General features: G+C 67.8%; 17 protein-coding genes and 1 pseudogene. 10 read left to right on the top strand and 8 right to left on the bottom strand.

The window, feature by feature from the left end:
• Nucleotides 1-28: 28 nt before the first annotated feature.
• The 5 genes and pseudogenes from CBI38_RS06625 to pdxH all read right to left on the bottom strand — a co-directional run bounded on the left by CBI38_RS06625 (nucleotide 29) and on the right by pdxH (nucleotide 5,109).
• A complete protein-coding gene (locus tag CBI38_RS06625) occupies nucleotides 29-391 on the bottom strand; it encodes an FKBP-type peptidyl-prolyl cis-trans isomerase (protein WP_109327431.1) in 363 nt (120 codons plus the stop codon).
• A 44-nt stretch (nucleotides 392-435) separates the two neighbouring features.
• Nucleotides 436-1,731, bottom strand: coding sequence for a citrate synthase (locus CBI38_RS06620; protein WP_109327430.1), 1,296 nt, complete (start codon nucleotides 1,729-1,731; stop codon nucleotides 436-438).
• A 438-nt stretch (nucleotides 1,732-2,169) separates the two neighbouring features.
• Nucleotides 2,170-3,132, bottom strand: a complete 963-nt coding sequence (locus tag CBI38_RS06615) for an aldose 1-epimerase family protein (RefSeq protein ID WP_109327428.1) — start codon at nucleotides 3,130-3,132, stop codon at nucleotides 2,170-2,172.
• A 41-nt stretch (nucleotides 3,133-3,173) separates the two neighbouring features.
• Nucleotides 3,174-4,462, bottom strand: a pseudogene (locus CBI38_RS06610) (MFS transporter).
• A complete protein-coding gene (gene pdxH, locus CBI38_RS06605) occupies nucleotides 4,459-5,109 on the bottom strand; it encodes a pyridoxamine 5'-phosphate oxidase (RefSeq protein ID WP_109327426.1) in 651 nt (216 codons plus the stop codon). Before pdxH ends, CBI38_RS06610 begins: the two are co-directional and overlap by 4 nt.
• A 296-nt stretch (nucleotides 5,110-5,405) precedes the next feature.
• On the opposite strand from pdxH, the gene CBI38_RS06600 reads away from it, so the two are divergent.
• Both CBI38_RS06600 and serC read left to right on the top strand, forming a co-directional pair.
• Complete coding sequence (locus CBI38_RS06600) at nucleotides 5,406-6,536, top strand: citrate synthase 2 (RefSeq protein WP_109327424.1); 1,131 nt, start codon at nucleotides 5,406-5,408, stop codon at nucleotides 6,534-6,536.
• A 41-nt stretch (nucleotides 6,537-6,577) separates the two neighbouring features.
• Nucleotides 6,578-7,699, top strand: coding sequence for a phosphoserine transaminase (gene serC / locus CBI38_RS06595; RefSeq protein ID WP_109327422.1), 1,122 nt, complete (start codon nucleotides 6,578-6,580; stop codon nucleotides 7,697-7,699).
• An 81-nt stretch (nucleotides 7,700-7,780) separates the two neighbouring features.
• Here serC and CBI38_RS06590 read toward each other — a convergent pair whose 3' ends face one another.
• The gene (locus CBI38_RS06590) at nucleotides 7,781-8,266 is read right to left on the bottom strand and encodes a nucleoside deaminase (protein ID WP_109327420.1); all 486 of its coding nucleotides are present in this window, start codon (nucleotides 8,264-8,266) and stop codon (nucleotides 7,781-7,783) included.
• A 266-nt stretch (nucleotides 8,267-8,532) separates the two neighbouring features.
• On the opposite strand from CBI38_RS06590, the gene sepH reads away from it, so the two are divergent.
• Both sepH and CBI38_RS06580 read left to right on the top strand, forming a co-directional pair.
• Nucleotides 8,533-9,390, top strand: a complete 858-nt coding sequence (sepH, locus tag CBI38_RS06585) for a septation protein SepH (protein ID WP_109334897.1) — start codon at nucleotides 8,533-8,535, stop codon at nucleotides 9,388-9,390.
• Between the two features lie 72 nt (nucleotides 9,391-9,462).
• Nucleotides 9,463-10,254 carry a DUF6928 family protein gene (locus CBI38_RS06580; protein ID WP_109327418.1) on the top strand — a complete coding sequence of 264 codons (792 nt, stop codon included), beginning with the start codon at nucleotides 9,463-9,465 and terminating at the stop codon, nucleotides 10,252-10,254.
• 4 nt (nucleotides 10,255-10,258) lie between these two features.
• On the opposite strand, the gene CBI38_RS06575 is transcribed toward CBI38_RS06580, so the two are convergent.
• Together CBI38_RS06575 and CBI38_RS06570 are read right to left on the bottom strand one after the other, a co-directional pair.
• On the bottom strand, nucleotides 10,259-10,552 hold the full coding sequence (locus CBI38_RS06575; RefSeq protein ID WP_418328319.1) for a DUF2537 domain-containing protein: 294 nt from the start codon (nucleotides 10,550-10,552) through the stop codon (nucleotides 10,259-10,261).
• The gene (locus CBI38_RS06570) at nucleotides 10,549-11,355 is read right to left on the bottom strand and encodes a TrmH family RNA methyltransferase (protein ID WP_109327416.1); all 807 of its coding nucleotides are present in this window, start codon (nucleotides 11,353-11,355) and stop codon (nucleotides 10,549-10,551) included. Before CBI38_RS06570 ends, CBI38_RS06575 begins: the two co-directional genes overlap by 4 nt.
• A 70-nt stretch (nucleotides 11,356-11,425) precedes the next feature.
• On the opposite strand from CBI38_RS06570, the gene CBI38_RS06565 reads away from it, so the two are divergent.
• The 6 genes from CBI38_RS06565 (at nucleotide 11,426) to CBI38_RS06540 (ending at nucleotide 18,193) form a co-directional block, all read left to right on the top strand.
• Nucleotides 11,426-12,265 (top strand): SDR family NAD(P)-dependent oxidoreductase, encoded by an 840-nt coding sequence (locus CBI38_RS06565; RefSeq protein WP_109327414.1) that lies wholly within the window; start codon nucleotides 11,426-11,428, stop codon nucleotides 12,263-12,265.
• Nucleotides 12,266-12,325: 60 nt separating this feature from the next.
• Nucleotides 12,326-13,219 (top strand): AAA family ATPase, encoded by an 894-nt coding sequence (locus CBI38_RS06560; protein WP_109327412.1) that lies wholly within the window; start codon nucleotides 12,326-12,328, stop codon nucleotides 13,217-13,219.
• A gap of 5 nt (nucleotides 13,220-13,224) precedes the next feature.
• A complete protein-coding gene (locus CBI38_RS06555) occupies nucleotides 13,225-14,340 on the top strand; it encodes a vWA domain-containing protein (RefSeq protein WP_109327406.1) in 1,116 nt (371 codons plus the stop codon).
• A 96-nt stretch (nucleotides 14,341-14,436) separates the two neighbouring features.
• Nucleotides 14,437-14,970 (top strand): (2Fe-2S)-binding protein, encoded by a 534-nt coding sequence (locus tag CBI38_RS06550; protein WP_109327404.1) that lies wholly within the window; start codon nucleotides 14,437-14,439, stop codon nucleotides 14,968-14,970.
• Nucleotides 14,967-17,342, top strand: a complete 2,376-nt coding sequence (locus CBI38_RS06545; RefSeq protein ID WP_109327402.1) for a xanthine dehydrogenase family protein molybdopterin-binding subunit — start codon at nucleotides 14,967-14,969, stop codon at nucleotides 17,340-17,342. Before CBI38_RS06550 ends, CBI38_RS06545 begins: the two co-directional genes overlap by 4 nt.
• Nucleotides 17,339-18,193: an FAD binding domain-containing protein gene (locus CBI38_RS06540; protein WP_109327400.1), complete on the top strand. Its 855-nt coding sequence runs from the start codon at nucleotides 17,339-17,341 to the stop codon at nucleotides 18,191-18,193. The genes CBI38_RS06545 and CBI38_RS06540 overlap by 4 nt, the downstream gene beginning before the upstream one ends.
• The last annotated feature ends 2 nt before the right edge of the window (nucleotides 18,194-18,195 follow it).

Raw genomic sequence — 18,195 nt, 5'->3', positions numbered from 1 at the left:
AGCGGGACTTGTGCCGTTAAGCGGAAAACTATTCCTTGGCGTCCAGCAGATCGATCACGAACACCAGGGTCTTGCCGGACAGCTGGTGTCCGGCGCCGGCCGGGCCGTAGGCCAGCTCCGGCGGGATGGTGAGCTGACGACGTCCGCCGACCTTCATGCCGGGGATGCCGTCCTGCCAGCCTTTGATGAGACCGCGCAGCGGGAACTGGATGGACTCCCCGCGACTCCACGAAGAGTCGAACTCCTCGCCGGACTCGAACTCGACGCCGACATAGTGCACGTCGACGGTGCCCCCCGGAACGGCCTCGGCGCCTTCGCCGACCACCAGATCCTTGATGACCAGGTCGGTCGGGGCGGGTCCCTCCTGGAACTCGATCTCGGGCTTAGTCATGTGTCCTCCTCGGTGAGGGCTGTCTGTTCGGCACAGGTCGCAGATCAGCGGCTTGTGACGTCCTTGTAGTCGCGCTCGGTGTAGCCGGTGTAGATCTGGCGCGGACGGCCGATCTTCGTAGCGGGATCCTCGTGCATCTCCCGCCAGTGTGCAATCCACCCGGGCAACCGGCCCATGGCGAACAAGACGGTGAACATGCGCGTGGGGAAGCCCATGGCGCGGTAGATGAGGCCGGTGTAGAAGTCGACGTTGGGGTACAGCTTGCGCTCGACGAAGTAGTCGTCGGTGAGCGCCGCCTCTTCCAGTGCCATCGCGATGTCGAGCAGTTCGTCGTCGCCACCGAGTTTGTCGAGAATGGTGTGCGCGGTCTGCTTCACGATGGCCGCACGCGGATCGTAATTGCGGTAGACGCGGTGCCCGAAGCCCATGAGCTTCACGCCGTCTTCCTTGTTCTTGACCTTGCGGACGAAATCGCCTGCGTTGCTGCCGCTGGCCTTGATCTCGTCGAGCATCTCGAGGACCGCCTGGTTTGCGCCGCCGTGCAGCGGGCCCCAGAGTGCGTTGATGCCGCCGGAGATGGAGGTGAAGAGGTTCGCGTCCGACGATCCGACGAGGCGCACCGTCGACGTCGAGCAGTTTTGCTCGTGGTCGGCGTGCAGGATCAGCAGCATGTCGAGTGCCTTGGCGATCTCCGGGTCGATCTCGTACGGCTCCGCGGGGAATCCGAACGTCATCCGAAGGAAGTTCTCGACAAGGTTCAGCGAGTTGTCCGGGTACAGGAACGGCTGTCCGACGGACTTCTTGTACGCATATGCCGCGATGGTGGGCAGCTTCGCCAGAAGGCGGATGGTCGACAGTTCGACCTGCTCGGGATCGGCCGGATCCAGGGAGTCCTGGTAGTAGGCCGAGAGCGCGTTCACAGCACTGGAGAGAACAGGCATCGGGTGCGCGTTGCGGGGGAACCCGTCGAAGAACCTCTTGAGGTCTTCGTGCAGCAACGTGTGCCGGCGAATCCGGTCGGTGAACGACTCGAGCTGCGTTGCGGTCGGCAGCTCACCGTAGATCAGCAGGTAGCTGACCTCGATGAACGTGGACTTTCCGGCCAGCTGCTCGATCGGGTAACCGCGGTAGCGGAGAATCCCGTGCTCACCGTCGATGTAGGTGATCGCGGAGCTGGTGGAGGCGGTATTGACGAAACCCGGGTCCAGGGTGGTGTACCCGGTGCTGGCCAGCAGCTTGCCCAGTTCGATACCGTCATTGCCCTCGGTTGCCCTGGCAATGGACATCGTGTGCTCACCACCAGGGTAGGTAAGCGTGGGCTTTGTGTCATTGTCAGGCACGAAGCATCCCTCTCAAGCTCAAACCAATGAGTAACAACTTCATTCAGGTAGAAACTAGTCCCACTCCAGCCCGCATGCTGCAGGAGGGTCCACGGAAAGGCCGCAACCCGCCCCCGCCGCCGAATGCGGCGAGACGATGGTGGCGACGAGCGGAGTACCGCCGCGAGGATGAGACATTTCGTGCGGTGCGAGCTGCCGAGATGAACGGCCGGTGGCCGCCGGAGGAAGAAGAGGCTGCGTTACCTGCATCGATGGCGTCGACAATGAGCAAACGCACAATCATGCCGGGAAAGCGGTGAGGAGACCTGCCGTAGTAATACGGCCCTCGACCGGACCCGGACACGGCAACAGAAGAACCCCCGCGGAACTTATCGAGCGATGCGCTGCCGGTGTTACACCGTCTCACTCTGTGGACGCTTGTCGTCGCGGACCGGACCGTCAGGAACCCACTGCGGTCATGCCCCACCGGCCGGACCAACGCTGCCCGGGGGCGAGCACCAATTGGTCGATGCCGGAGTTGAACGAATCCGGTGGACAGGTCATCGGTTCGAGAGCCAGCGCCCGTCCGCGGCCCGGATAGGGCTTGCCGTCCGCCGGATCGGCGATGAAGGCCTGCAGCCAACCGAACTCGCGGCTAGCCCACAGCATGGTTCCGGTGCCGTCCGGGGCACGCAGTTCGTGCCGGGACCTACCGTCCGGGTCGACGTCCAGCGCGCTGAACGGCGTGTCGAGCGACACCCCGGCGAGGGGCCGGGGACTGGTGAAGTCGTAGTCGCTGCCCGCAACAGCCTGCGAACCACCGTTCGGCAACCGGCGGTCGTCGAGCGGCAACCGGGTGCCTGCGGACAGGCGGAGCGTGCAGTCGTCGAGCGGAACGTCACCGACGCGGACGTACGAGTGCATTCCCAAGCCGAACGGCGCCGGAATCGCCCCGGTATTGGTGGCGGTGTGTGTGACCGTCAGGCCCGAAGCCTCGAGAGCATATTCGACGGTCACCCGCAGCGGATACGGCCAGCCCTTGTGAAGTCCCACATCGATCGACATCTCCACACGGTTCTCGGCGCGGCTGACGACACGCCAGTCCCGGCGACGGACGAAGCCGTGACTGGCGTTGCCGAACTCCGTGTCCGTAATCTCGAGTTGATGTTCGATACCGTCGAAGACGAAATGACCGTCACGGATCCGGTTGGGCCACGGGGCGAGGATCAACCCCGCAGACAACGGCGGTCTGGACCCGAGTTCCCAGGTTTCGGTCAGCGCCCGCGGACCGTCCGGGCCGTGCCATTCGAGGCGTCGCAGCCCAGCCCCCGTGACTGCGATCTCGGCCCGGTAGCCGCCTCCTCGGATCTCCACTCCGCCCGCTGTGGACCTCTTCGATTCCGACGACTGCGGTTCACCCATGCACCACAGTGTGCCCGAAATCTGTGACAGGGCACAGGAACCTAACGAGCGACCTTGTATCGCACCAGCGCCGGGAATGCCACTGCGGCGATTACCACACCGACGACGACGAGGACGCCACCACCGGCCGCGGCGACGCTCGTTCCGACTGCAGCGGCGGCAGCGCCGTGCAGGACGTCACCGATGCGGGGTCCGCCGGCGACGACGACGATGAACACACCCTGCAACCGTCCGCGCATCTCGTCGGTGGCCACCTGCTGGAGCATCGTGCTGCGGAACGCCGCGGACACCATGTCGACGGCACCACCGAACGCGAGGAAGGCGAGAGCCGCCCACAACAGGACCGGACTCGAGCCCGGGGACGCAACCCCCACCACGAGACCGAAGCCCAGCATCGCCAGCCCCCACAGCGCGATGCACACGATCACGGCGAGTCCCTGTCGGCGCACCCGCGGCAACCAGCCGGAGAACACACCACCGGCGACCGCCCCCACGGACATCGCCGCGAACAGCAGACCGAGGGCGACACCGCCGGTTGCAGGGTCACCGAAGGTGTCGTGGGCGATCTGCGGGAACAGCGCCCTGGGCATCCCGAAGACCATGGCAATGATGTCGACCACGAACGACGCGAGCAGCACCTTCTGGGTGGCCAGGTAGGCGAAGCCGTCGAACACTTCCCGGAATCCCGCGCGCCGCGACTCCCCCACCGGCGGGATGGCGGGCAGCCGGAGTACCGCCCACAGGGTGGCTAGCAGTGCGATCGAATCGACGAGATACAGCGTCGACAGGCCGACGGCAGGAATCATGACCCCGGCGAGCAGGGGTCCGGCGATCGCGCCGAACTGCATCACCGTCATGTTCAGCGAGTTGGCCGCCGCCAGCTGCCCCATCGGTATCAGCCGCGGGATGATCGCGCTGCGGGTGGGCTGATTAACCGCGAAGAACGCCTGTTGCAGAGCCAGGAGTCCGAGTACCAGCCACACGTTGTTCAGGCCGAGCGCCGCCTGTACCCAGAAGAGGACCGAGGTCACCCCGAGTCCCACCGTGGTGATCGTCAGCAGGGTGCGCCGATCCATGACGTCGGCGAGGGCCCGCCCCACAAGCCGAAGACGATCAGCGGTACCAGGGCGAACGCTCCGGTCAGGCCCACGTACGCGGAGCTGCGCGTGATCTCGTAGACCTGCTGGGGAACCGCGACCACGCTGAGCTGTCCCCCGATGACGGTGACAATTCCGGCAGTCCACAGGCGCCGGTAGTCCTTGTTCTCGAGTGGCGTCGTATCTGCGAGGAACCTTCGGGGCCGACGATCCCGGGTCACCTGTCCGGTCATGGCTGCAGCCGTTCGACGGTCCACCGGTCCCCGTGCCTCGAAGTCCGGATTCGGTTGTGCATCCGGTTGGCCCGGCCCTGCCAGAATTCGACCACCTCGGGGCGGATGAGGATCCCACCCCAGTTCGGCCGCACCGGGATGTCGACGTCGACGCCGAAGCGTTCGGCGACGTGCAAGAGCGCTGCATCGAGTTCGGCCCGCGAGCGGATCGGCCGCGACTGCTCCGACGCCCACGCACCGAGCCGCGACCCCCGCGGCCTGCTGTGCCAGTACTCGTCGGTGACCTCGGCGCTGACCCGTTCGGCGGGACCGCGAACGGTGATCTGCTTGGCGATCGGCACCCAGGTGAAGGTCACCGACGCGTACGGAACGGCGGCGAGCTGCCTCCCCTTGTCCGACTCGTAGTTGGTGAAGAACAGCACTCCGGCCGGGCTCAGGCCCTTGCAGAGAACGGTGCGCGTGCAGGGATGGCCGTGTTCGTCGACGGTGCCCAGCGTCATCGCATTGGGCTCGGGAATTCCCGCCTCCACGGCGTCCTCGAGCCAGCGACGCATCAACGGCAGCCAGCCGTCTTTCAGCTGCTCGGCGTCCAGATCGGACTCTTCGGACGGTCCGGCGATGCCCTGATGTCCGTAACCGACGCGCATCGTCGCGAGGTCGGGGTTCGCCGGACCCGGCTGTTCTGCATCTGATGACACAGCGGAGAACGCTACTCCCGGGTATGCACTGACTGCCCTTCCGGTGACACCGGCTAAAGTTTTGGGGACCGAACCCGCCTTTGCTGAACCGTCGCCTCCACCGCGCGACACCAGGAGGGTGGGAGGCCGATTGCGCGGACGAACGAGTGCCTGCCCATCCCGCACGCACGATCAGCGCAGTTGTCGAAACGCCGAGGCAGTGCCGCTCTGACCGGGGGCACTCGAACGAGGAGAGTCCACGAGCTATGTCAGCGAGCGCGGCAATACCGGAGGATTTCGTCAGCGGACTGGAGGGCGTGGTCGCCTTCACCAGCGACATCGCTGAACCCGACAAGGACGGCGGCGCCCTGCGCTACCGCGGCGTCGACATCGAAGACCTCGTCGGCAAGCACGTCACCTTCGGCAACGTGTGGGCCCTGCTCGTCGACGGCCGCTTCGGCCCCGGCCTGCCCCCGGCCGAACCCTTCCCCCTGCCCGTGCACACCGGCGACGTCCGCGTCGACGTCCAGGCCGGCCTCGCGATGCTCGCCCCCATCTGGGGATACCAGCCCCTCCTCGACATCGACGACGACACCGCCCGCGAACAACTCGCCCGCGCCTCCGTGATGGCCCTGTCCTACGTCGCCCAGTCCGCCCGCGGCATCTACCAGCCCGCCGTCCCGCAGAAACGGATCGACGAAGCCAAGACCGTCACCGAACGGTTCATGGTCCGCTGGAAGGGCGAACCCGACCCCGCCCACGTCGAAGCGATCGACGCCTACTGGGTCTCCGCCGCCGAACACGGCATGAACGCCTCCACCTTCACCGCCCGCGTCATCGCCTCCACCGGCGCCGACGTCGCCGCCTCCCTCTCCGGGGCAATCGGCGCCATGTCCGGCCCCCTGCACGGCGGCGCCCCCGCCCGCGTCCTGCCGATGATCGAGGACACCGAGAAGTCCGGCGACGCCCGCGCCCTGGTCAAGGGCATCCTCGACCGCAAAGACAAGCTGATGGGCTTCGGTCACCGCGTCTACCGCGCCGAAGACCCCCGCGCCCGCGTGCTGCGCGCCACCGCGAAACGCCTGAACGCCCCTCGCTACGAAGCGGCCGCCGCTCTCGAGCAGGCCGCCCTCGCCGAACTCCGCGAGCGCCGCCCCGACCGGGCCATCGAAACCAACGTCGAATTCTGGGCCGCGGTCATCCTCGACTTCGCCGAGGTTCCCGCACACATGATGCCCGCGATGTTCACCTGCGGCCGCACCGCCGGCTGGTGCGCCCACATCCTCGAGCAGAAACGTCTCGGCAAGCTCGTCCGCCCCGCCGCCATCTACACCGGCCCCGCACCCCGCACCCCCGAGTCCGTCGAGGGCTGGGACCAGATCGCCCACACCAGCTGAACACCCTCACCGGAAACATCAGTAAGGAACAGAAAGTAGCGATGACCTCCACACCGATCATCCCCGCAGACCTCCTGCCCGCCGACGGACGTTTCGGCTGCGGACCCTCCAAGGTTCGCCCCGAACAACTTCAGTCGCTGGTGGAGGTGGGCTCCTCGGTGTTCGGCACCAGCCACCGACAGAAGCCCGTCAAGGACGTCGTCGCCAGCGTGCGCTCCGGGCTCGCCGACCTGTTCTCCCTGCCCGAGGGATACGAGGTGGTTCTCGGCAACGGCGGCACCACCGCGTTCTGGGATGCCGCGGCGTTCGGCCTCATCCGGGAGAAGTCGCTGCACCTGACGAACGGCGAGTTCAGCTCCAAGTTCGCGTCGGTCGCGAAGAACAACCCGTTCATCGGTGATCCGATCGTCGTGTCGGCCGAGCCGGGCAGCGCCCCCGAGCCGGTGTCCGACCCGTCCGTCGACCTCATCGGCTGGGCACACAACGAAACGTCCACCGGTGTCGCGATCCCCGTGTCCCGTCCCGCCGGATCGGAGAACGCCCTCATCGCCATCGACGCCACCTCCGGTGCCGGCGGACTGCCGGTCGATGTCTCCGATGCCGACGTCTACTACTTCGCGCCGCAGAAGAACTTCGCGGCCGACGGTGGTTTGTGGATCGCGCTGATGAGCCCGAAGGCCCTCGAACGGGTGGCGGAGATCAAGGACTCGGGTCGCTGGACCCCCGACTTCCTCTCGCTGCCCATCGCCGTGGACAACAGCTCGAAGGATCAGACGTACAACACACCGGCCGTGGCGACACTCCTGCTGCTGGCCAACCAGATCGAGTGGCTGAACAAGCAGGGCGGTCTCGACTGGGCCACCTCGCGCACCGCGGATTCGTCCTCGCGTCTGTACCAGTGGGCCGAGGCGACCGAGTACACCACCCCGTTCGTCAGCGATCCCGCGCACCGCTCGCAGGTGGTCGGCACCATCGACTTCGACGACAAGATCGACGCCGCCCAGGTGGCGAAGATCCTGCGCGCCAACGGTGTGGTCGACACCGAGCCCTACCGCAAGCTCGGCCGTAACCAGCTCCGCGTCGGCATGTTCCCGGCCGTCGACCCCGAGGACGTCACGCAGCTCACCAAGTGCGTCGACTGGGTCGTCTCTCAGCTCGGCTAGTGAACTGAATCGACGTAGCCCCCGGCATGTGCTGCCGGGGGCTGACGTCGTTTTCAGTCGGTGGCGTTCAGTCGGTGCGGTTCAGTCGGTGGCGAGGAAACGGTGGAACGGAGCCAGAGCCTCGTCCCCGAGGTGAGGGCCGCTGACCTCGATCGCGACGTCGGCAGAGTCCACTATGTCGGAGCAGCGCAGGCCGAAACGCGGCCCGTCCGGGAGGATTCGGCCGAAGTCGTCGGACGACGCGGCGAAGACGACCCGTCTGATCCCTGCCAATATCATCGCGGCGCTGCACATCGGGCAAGGCTCACCGCTGGCGTACATGGTGGCGCCGACGAGCTGCTCTGTCCGTCCCTCGGCGCAGGCCGTGGTGATCGCGTCGAGTTCGGCGTGCTCGGTGACGTCGCCGGACGTGGCGACGGAATTGGCGCCCTCGCTGATGACGTGTCCATCGGAGCCGACGGCCACCGCACCGAAGGGTCTGTTGCCCGCGTCTCCGGTCTCGTCGGCCAGTTCGATTGTGCGCCGCAGATGGGCGAGGTCGGTGTCGTCGACATCGGTATGGCTCATCGTCGGGGATCCACTTCTGTTCCGACTTCCCGGTTCCCGGGCTCTGCCGATCAGTATGCGCGCCACGACCACGTCCAGGGAGCCGATCCCGACGGATGGTGGACGGTGTCCGGGATGAATCGCGACTCCGAAACGTCGAAGCGTAACGCGGACATGATCCTCTGTGCCGCCACCACGGCCGCGCGTGTCCTCCCGCATCGGCTGTCACGAATGAATTACAGTTGGCGCGGTACATCGTCGCGAGCCGGCGCGATAAGGAGGTCAACGTGCGAGAGCTTCGAGTGATCGGTCTCGAGCCAGATGGTTCGCACGTCGTGTGCGCTGATGCTGCTACCGGCGAAAAATTCCGGCTTCCCGCCGATGACAAGCTCCGCGCAGCATCCCGCGGGGACATCGCTCGACTCGGCCAGATTGAGATCGAAATGGACAGTCAGCTCAGACCCCGTGAGATCCAGGCCCGCATTCGCGCCGGCGCTTCCGTAGAGCAGGTGGCTGACGAGGCCGGCATTCCGCTGTCGAAGGTGGAACGCTTCGCCTACCCGGTTCTACTCGAACGCTCCCGTGCCGCCGAGATGGCGCAGGGTGGACATCCGGTCCGCGACAACGGCCCTGCCGTTCCGACGCTGGCCGAGATCGTCACCCAGGCTTTCCGGGCGCGCGGACACAACATCGACGACGCCACGTGGGACGCCTGGCGTGACGAGGACAACCACTGGGTCGCCCAGCTGCAGTGGCAGGCGGGCCGCACCACCAACGCCGCGCACTGGCGGTACCAGCCGGATGCCCACGGCGGCACCATCGTCGCGCTCGACGACACCGCGTTCGACCTGATAGATCCCGACTTCGGCCGTCCTCTGCGCGGATTGGCTCCCGTGGCGTCCGACGAGCCCGAGCAACTCGAATTCGTCGACTACCCGGCGGAATCCCCATCGCCTGCGGCGGAGCCGGAGCGCATCGTCGAAGCCGAAACCGACGTGCCCGAGCCGGTCGACGAAGACACCGAGCCCGAGCCCTCCGCACCGAAGGTCGCTCCGCACCAGACCTCCAACAGGGACAAGCGCGGGAAGCCGTCGCTTCCGTCGTGGGACGACGTTTTGCTCGGCGTTCGCAGCAGCGGACGCTGATTACCGGCGCGGTGAACGGGCCGGGAACACGGTCGTGGTCGTACTCTTTCAGGTAAGCACCGAAAGAGAGGGATGACCGTGGGGGCGAAGGTATCAACGATCTGGTACGTCGACACCCCCGATCCGGTCACCGTCCTACGTGGACACCCACAATCCGATCCTGATGCCGCCCAGGCACTCGCCAGCCGGCTCTATCCCGATCTGGTGGCCACGCCGACCGGTTCGGCGTCGCTGTCCGAGGCGTCCGCCGTCGACCAGGACGGCACCGTGTATATCGGTTGCTACCCCGGTGTCACCGTAGTGTGCAGTGCCGATCTCGCGATTCCCCGCCCGTCGACACTGCCCGAAAGCCGGTTGCCGGTCTCGGAATTCGAGCGAATCTATTATGTGGCGTCCAAGCCCGACCTCGCGTGGGGTTCGTTCGCGACGTGGGAGAACGGCAAAATGGCCCGATCCTTCAGTGCGACACCAGTGCACATCCATGAAGACCTCGGCCTGCCCCTGGTGTGGGAAAGACCTTACTGGGCGGGCGAGTTCCCGCTGCGCTATCCGGCGGGGGTTCTTCCCGATCCACAGTCGCTGCCGTTCCACCCACAACAGTTCGCCGAAGGCGCCAACCGGAACTGGCTGGGATTCCGCTACACCGGACCCCGCGAGGACTCCGAGCTCGACCCGAAGTCCCTCCCGGTAGTCGCCTTCACCGTGCATCGCCCGGGCGAAGGGCCCGCCGCGGACGTGGAGGAGCCGGAAACGCCGAAACCTGAACCGGTATCAGCACCGGCACTGGAACCGGTGCCGGTTGCCGTCGAACCACCCTCCGCCACCCGCAGGCCCGGACGCCTGCGCAGGTATTTCGGTTTCTGAACGGTCAGCCGGCGCCCGCGATAGCCGCGATCCATCCCACGAGAACTCCCACGCCCATTCCGTATACCACCCAGCGCCACACCGGTGTCCGGCGGAACCGCCACGCAGTCGGCGCGACACCCGCCACCACCACCAGCTCCAGGAAGACCGCGAGCACCGCGTTGATGCGGGCCAATTGGGTGCCGAAGGCGATGACCGCGGTCGCCACGACGACCGCCGTGAATCCGGTGACGAGTAGCCCGGTGAACCACGGGACCCCGGCGCCGGACACCGGTCGTGGTGCAGGCGGCACCGTCACCGACCCGTCCGGACGCGTTCGTAGAACGCCATCGCGGCGGCGGTGGCCACATTCAGCGAATCCGTCCCCGGGGCCATCGGGATGCGGGCACGGACGTCCGTGGCGCGCATGGCATGTTCGGTGAGGCCTGGGCCTTCCGCGCCGAGCAGGACGGCGACCTTCTCCCCCGTCATGGCCTCGGCCAAGGTGATCGCTTCGGGGTTCGGCGTCAGCGAGATCAATTGGAACCCGCGCTCGCGCAACACGTCGAGGTCGCGGGGCCAGGCCGACACGTGTGCGAACGGAACGCGCAGAACGTGGCCCATGGACACTCGCACCGCCCGGCGGTAGAGCGGGTCCGCACAACCCTTGCCGAAGACGACGGCGTCCACTCCCAGCCCGGCAGCGTTGCGGAACATGGAACCGAGGTTCTCGTGATCGTTCACTCCCTCGAGGACAGCGACCGTTCGCGCGCTGTCGAGCACCTCCGGCAAGTCGAGCGGCACCGGCCGACGTGCCGCGGCCAGTACGCCGCGATTGAGGTGGAATCCCACGACCTCGGCCATGACATCCGCCGTCGTTCGGTAGAACGGGACGTCCACCCGGGCCAGGTCGTCCGCGAGTTCCCCGAGCCGGCGATCGACGCCCAGCAGCGCGATCGGGTCGAAACGAGAGGCGAGCAGGCGCTGAGCCACCAGCACGCCTTCCGCAATCACCAGGCCCTTACCTTCGGGAAGATCCGGGCGGCGATCCGAGGAGTTGAGATCGCGGAAGTTGTCCAGCCGCGAATCGGCCGGATCTGCTATGTCGATGACGGAAACCACCGGTCCATCGTGCCGTATGTGCGGAGTCACCCCGTTGACTCCCCACCACCGAACGCGAAAGCTCGAAGGGATGAAGCAACTGCACGGGCGCACGGCTCTTGTGACGGGTGCCTCCGGCGGCCTCGGCCGCGTCATCGCACGGGCGCTGGCGCGTGAAGGCGTCACCGTCGCGGTGTCCGGCCGACGCGAGGATCGACTCGCGGAAGTCGTCGGTGAACTGCGTGCTCTCGGTGTGCGCGCCGAGGCCGTGCCCGGGGACCTGAACCGACTGGAACAGCTCGATTCGCTCATCGAACGCACCGAGGCGGCAGTCGGTCCCCTCGACCTACTCGTGAACAACGCCGGTGTGGAGAACGTCTCGGCCTTCACCCGACTCGACCCCGGCGAGCTCACCGCAATGGTCGACGTCAATCTCACCGCACCACTGCTTCTCACACGCCGAGTGGTTCCCGGGATGCTCGACCGCGGTTGGGGACACGTGGTGTTCATCTCGTCGCTGGCAGCGAAGATCGGTCCGGCATACTGCGCGCCGTACGCCACGACGAAGGCGGGCCTGATCGGTCTCACCCAGTCGCTGCGGGCGGAGTACGCGGGCTCGCCCGTCGGCTTTTCCGTCGTGTGCCCCGGATTCATCGCCGGCGACGGCATGTACCAGCGCATGACGGAACGCGGCATCAGGGCCGGCCGGATCACGGGCGAGACCACCACCGACAAGGTCGCCGCCGCCGTGATCCGGGCAATCCGGCGTGACCGGCCCGAGATCGTCGAGAGCGGAGCCCCGATCCGCCCGCTGCTCGCTCTGGGGCAGATCGCGCCGGGACTGGTCGAACGGGTGGCCGCGCGGTTCGGCGCCACCGCGATGTTCCGGCGGTTGAGCGAGGACCGCGGCAGGGTGGAGCCGGACGCTTGACGGCAGCAAGCTCCTCCGAGTCGCGTGTCCGGGGGCGGGCACTCACCTAGGCTCGCGTGGGTGAGGGATTCCACACCGACGGTCGGTTCGCCTGCGGAACTGGCGCGGGCGCTCGACGCCACGGGCTACCTCGCCGACGACGGCGTCGCGATGGCCGCGTTCCTCGCCATACGTATGGGACGGCCGCTGTTCTGCGAGGGTGAACCCGGCACCGGCAAGACGTCGCTCGCGACCGCGTTGTCGGAGGCGTTCGACCTGCCGCTGATCCGCCTGCAGTGTCATGAGGGCATTGACGCCGCGCAGGCGCTCTACGACTGGGACTTCCCGCGGCAGCTGCTGCACCTGCGGACGCTCGAGGCGGCGAGCACCGGCCTGCTCGAGGCCGACACCGTCGAACGCTCGCTGTACACCGAGCGGTTCCTTCTGGCCCGACCCTTGCTGCGGGCGCTCACCGAAGCCCCCTGCGTGCTGCTCGTCGACGAGATCGACCGCGCCGACGACGAATTCGAGGCGTTCCTGCTGCAGGTATTGGACGAGAACGCGGTCACCATCCCAGAACTCGGCGAGGTGCGGGCGGCGACACCGCCGCTGGTGGTGCTCACCTCCAACCGCACCCGCGAAGTGCACGACGCACTCAAACGCCGCTGCCTGTACCACTGGCTCGAGCACCCCGACCTGGCCCGGGAGGTCGCGATCCTGCGACGCCGCATCCCCGGCATCGGCCCCGACCTCGCCGCGCAGGTCGCCCACGCCGTCCACTCCCTGCGGGAGATGGAACTGCTCAAGCCGCCGGGGGTGGCCGAGGCGCTGGACTGGGCACGCGCACTGCGCGAACTCGACCGGGACGTGCTGGACGCGGAGACAGCCGCCGCGACGCTCGGTGCCGTCCTCAAGTACCGCGAGGACCTCGAACGGGTCGCCCGTGCCGGACTGGACCGGCTCCTGGCCGGGTGAGAAGCATGCCCGCAGCACAGGGCGCCGGCGATCCTCTGGTGGGGTTGGCCGGGTTCGCCCACGCCCTCGCAGCCGCGGGACTGCCGGTCGCGTCGGACGCCGTCGCCGCCTTCACCCGGGCACTCCGCGAGGTGGAAGTGGGCAATCCCGAACAGGTGTACTGGGCAGGTCGCGCGACACTGTGCCGCGGTCCCGACGACATCCCCCGGTACGACTCGGCGTTCGCAGCCTGGTTCGGCGGTACCGTCCCGGCGCGCACGCCGCGGTCCGGGGAACTGCCTCGCCGGGCCCGAACCGCCGCCATGACCACGACGAACGGCGGCGACATCGGTGGCGACGCGCCGCAACTGCGGGTCGCCGCGGACGACACCGAGGTATTGCGCCACCGCAACATCGCCGACCTCACCGCGGCCGAACGCGCGCACCTCGCCGAGTTGATCGCCGCCCTGCGTCCGCGGCCCCCAGCCCGCCCGGCCATCCGGATGCGCCCGGCCCGCCGGGGGACGGTGGACCCGCGGCGCACCGTACGGGGCATGCTCGCGGCGGGCGGCGAACCGGTGCGGCCGAGCCTCCACCGCAAGGCCACCCGGCCACGCCGGATGGTGCTGCTCATCGACGTGTCCGGATCGATGAGCCCGTACGCCGACGCACTTCTGCGTTTTGCGCACGTCGTCGCCCGCGGCAACCCGGGCGGCACCGAGGTGTTCTCTCTGGGCACCCGCCTGACGCGGCTCTCCCGGGCGCTGCGGGTCCGCGACCCGGAAGTGGCGCTCGCCGCGGCAGGCCGGGCCGTGCCCGACTGGGCGGGCGGCACCCGTCTCGGTGAGACGCTGCGCGCGTTCCTGGACCGCTGGGGCAGGCGGGGCGTTGCCCGCGGCGCCGTCGTAGTGATTTTCTCCGACGGCTGGGAGCGCGGTGACCCCACGCTGCTCGCAGAGCAGATGGCACAGTTGCGCCGACTCGCCCGAACCGTGCTGTGGGTGAATCCGCACGCAGGCGCGGACGGTTACGAGCCGGTGCAGTCGGGGATCGCGGCCGCCCTGCCGTTCGTCGATCGTCTGCTCGCCGGCCACAGTCTCGCGACACTGCAGGAACTGCTCGAGGTCGCACGTCGAACGTGACCGATCCTGAACCGGTTCCACGATTTCGGGTGTTGTTCGCGCTCCGTCGGCGCAAAGTAGGACGTATCACCTGACGCTCCCGGCTTTGGAGGCGCAATGCGCATCACTGTCACCGTCGACGGAACGGCATACACGGACGAGGTGGAACCGCGACTGCTCCTCGTCCACTATCTTCGGGACCGGCTCGGCAAGGTCGGCACCGTCATCGGCTGCGACACCGGAAACTGCGGGGCGTGCACCGTTCACCTGAACGGTCACAGCGTCAAGTCCTGCTCGGTGCTCGCCGTGCAGGCCGACGGCGGCGACGTCCTCACCGTCGAGGGCCTGTCCCGGAACGGGACGTTGCACCCCGTGCAGCAGGCGTTCCGCGACAACCACGCCCTGCAGTGCGGCTACTGCACCCCCGGCATGATCATGCAGACCCTCGACCTGCTCGCCGAGGAACCCGACCCGGACGAGCGGACGGTGCGGCTGGGGTTGGAAGGCAATCTGTGCCGCTGTACCGGGTACCAGAACATCGTCAGCGCGGTGCAGGATGCGGCGCAGCGGTTGCGCGGCGGCAGCACCACCGAAACACCGACGACGGCGGATGCACCGACGACCGACACCGCGCAGGGAGGTGTGCGATGACCGCCACCGCCGAACCGGAAATCGGAAAGGCCCGCAAGCGCAAGGAAGACGAGCATCTGGTCACCGGACGCACCCGCTGGACCGACAACCTCGTGCTGCCGGGTATGCAGCACCTGGCGATTCTGCGCAGCCCGTTCGCGCACGCCCGCATCACCGGTGTCGACGCCACCGCCGCCCACGAGATGCCCGGTGTCGTCGCGGTCCTGACCGGCGCCGACCTCGCCGCCGAGCAGGGCAGCCTGCCGTGCGCATGGCCGATCACACCGGACATGAAGTCACCGCCCGCCCCGTCCCTCGCGGTCGACAGGGTGAACTTCGCCGGCGAGGCCGTCGCGGTTGTGGTGGCACGCAGCGCGTACGAGGCTCACGACGCACTCGAGGCGATCGACGTCGAGTACGACGAACTGCCGGTCGTGCTCGATCTCGCGGCCGCGGCCGCCGACGGCGCCGAACTCGTGCACCCGGATCTCGGGACGAACGTCAGCGCCACCTGGACCTTCGACTCTGCGGAGGCAGGCACGGGCGGCGACGTCGAGCAGACCATCCGCGACGCCGAGGTCCTCGTCGAGCGCACGTTCAAGCAGCAGCGGCTGATCCCGGCGTTCATGGAGCCCCGCTCGGTGGTGGTCGACCCGACCGGCGCTCAGATCACCATGTGGTCGGCCACACAGATCCCCCACATCCTGCGGCTGATGCTGGCGATGACGCTCGACATACCGGAACACAAACTGCGCGTCGTCGCCCCGGATGTCGGCGGCGGTTTCGGCGGCAAACTTCAGGTGACGCCGGAGGAAGTCATCGCTCTGCTCGTCGCGCGGCGACTCGGCAAGCCCGTCAAGTACACCGAGTCGCGTAGCGAATCGATGGTCGCGGCGCATCACGGGCGCGACCAGATCCAGAAATTGACACTGGCCGCCCGCCGCGACGGCACCGTCACCGGGATGAAGGTCGAACTTCTCGCCGACATGGGCGCGTACCTGCGCCTGGTCACCTCGGGGGTGCCGATCCTGGGCGCGTTCATGTTCAACGGCATCTACAAGTTCCCGGCGTATCACTTCACGTGCACCAACGTGTTCACCAACAAGGTGCCCACCGACGCCTATCGCGGCGCGGGGCGGCCGGAGGCGACGTTCGCGATCGAGCGGATGATGGACGAGCTCGCGACCGAGTTGTCGATGGATCCGCTGGAACTGCGGGCGAAGAACTGGATCACCCACGAGGAGTTCCCGTTCGACACCGTCGCGGGCCTGACCTACGACTCCGGCAACTACGAGGCCGCCACCGAGCGCGCGCGGGAGTTGTTCGACTACGACGGTCTCCGACGCGAACAGGCGGAGCGACGCGAGCGAAAGGACCCGGTGCAACTCGGCATCGGGGTGTCCACGTTCACCGAGATGTGCGGTCTGGCGCCGTCGCGCACCCTCGGCGCGCTGGCCTACGGGGCCGGCGGGTGGGAACACGCGGCGATCCGAATGCTGCCCACCGGCAAGGTCGAGGTGGTCACCGGTTCGTCAGCGCACGGCCAGGGACACGAGACCGCGTGGAGCCAGGTGGTCGCGGATCAGCTCGGGGTTCCGTTCGAGGACGTCGAGGTGTTACACGGCGACACCCAGACGTCGCCGCGTGGCATGGACACGTACGGTTCACGGTCGCTGGCCGTCGGGGCGATCGCGGTGGTGAAGGCCGCCGAGAAGGTGATCGCGAAGGCCCGGCCCATCGCCGCGCACCTGATGGAGTGTGCCGAGGACGATCTCGAGTTCACCGAGGGACGATTCCGGGTGAAGGGCACCGAGAAGGCGGTCGGCATCGCCGACGTCGCGCTCGCCGTGTTCGCCGCGCACGATCTGCCCGACGGGGTGGAGCCGAACCTGGACTCCGAGGCCACCTACGATCCGGAGAACTTCTCGTTCCCGCACGGCACGCATCTGTGCGCGGTGGAGGTGGACACCGAGACCGGGAAGGTCGGCATTCGGTCCTACGTGTGCGTCGACGACATCGGGCACGTGGTCAACCCGCTGATCGTCGAGGGTCAGGTGCACGGCGGGCTTGTCCAAGGCATCGCGCAGGCCCTGTACGAGGAGGCGGTGTACGACGAGTCCGGCACTCTGCTGTCGGGTTCCTTCGCCGAGTACCACGTACCGTCCGCGGCGGATCTGCCGAAGTTCACCACGGGCCGCACCGAGACCCCCGCCACCGGTAATCCACTCGGCGTCAAGGGGGTCGGTGAGGCGGGAACGATCGCATCCACACCGGCCGTCGTCAATGCCGTCCTCGACGCCGTCCGACAGTTCGGGGTGCGTGACATCGCGATGCCCTGTACACCGATGCGGGTCTGGAACGCCATCCGGTCCGCTCAGGGAGGTGCCCGATGATTCCGTCGACCTTCGACTACGTAGCCCCGACCACTGTCGAAGAGGCGGTGGCCGCACTCGCCGAGGCCGGGGACGACGCCAAGATACTCGCGGGCGGCCAGAGCCTGCTACCGGTGCTGCGGCTGCGCCTGTCCTCGCCGAGCACTCTCGTCGATCTCGGCCGGATCGGCGAGTTGCGCGGTGTGCGCGAAGACGGCGACAGCATCGTGATCGGCGCGATGACCACGTATTACGACATGATCCGCGACCCGCTCGTCCAGGAGCATGCGCTGCTGCTCGTCGAAGCGACCCGCACGGTCGCCGATCCGCAGATCCGGCACCGCGGCACGCTGGGTGGCGCTCTGGCGCATGCCGATCCGGCGGGTGACCTGTGCGCACCGGCACTGGCACTCGACGCCACCCTCACCGCGGTCGGGACCGCGGGCAGGCGGAGCATTCCGGTCGCCGACTTCTTCGAGGGCTACTACACGACGGCACTGCACCCGGACGAAATACTTGCGGATGTGCGGATCCCGAAGCACACCGGCTGGGAGGCGCGGTACGAGAAGTTCAACACCGTCGCGGAGGCGTGGTCGATCGTGGCGGTGGCCGCGACGATTCAGGTCGACGGCGGCACGATCCGGCAGGCCCGGGTGGCGCTGACCAACATGGGGGCCGTGCCGGTGCGCGCTCGCGGCGTCGAGGACGCGCTCGTCGGCAAGGCCGCCGATCCGGAGTTGATCCGGGCGGCCGCCGAGCACGCGGCCGAGGGCACCGACCCGGTCACCGACGGTAACGCCGACGCCGACTACCGCAGCCACCTCGCGAGAGTGCTGACCCGGCGGGCCGTGGCGACGGCGGTCGGCGTCTGAAC

This window comes from Rhodococcus oxybenzonivorans, from assembly GCF_003130705.1.
Classification (GTDB): Bacteria; Actinomycetota; Actinomycetes; order Mycobacteriales; family Mycobacteriaceae; genus Rhodococcus_F; species Rhodococcus_F oxybenzonivorans.
The sequence above is the reverse complement of the archived record's forward strand: the minus strand, read 5'-3'. Positions and strand labels throughout refer to the sequence as shown.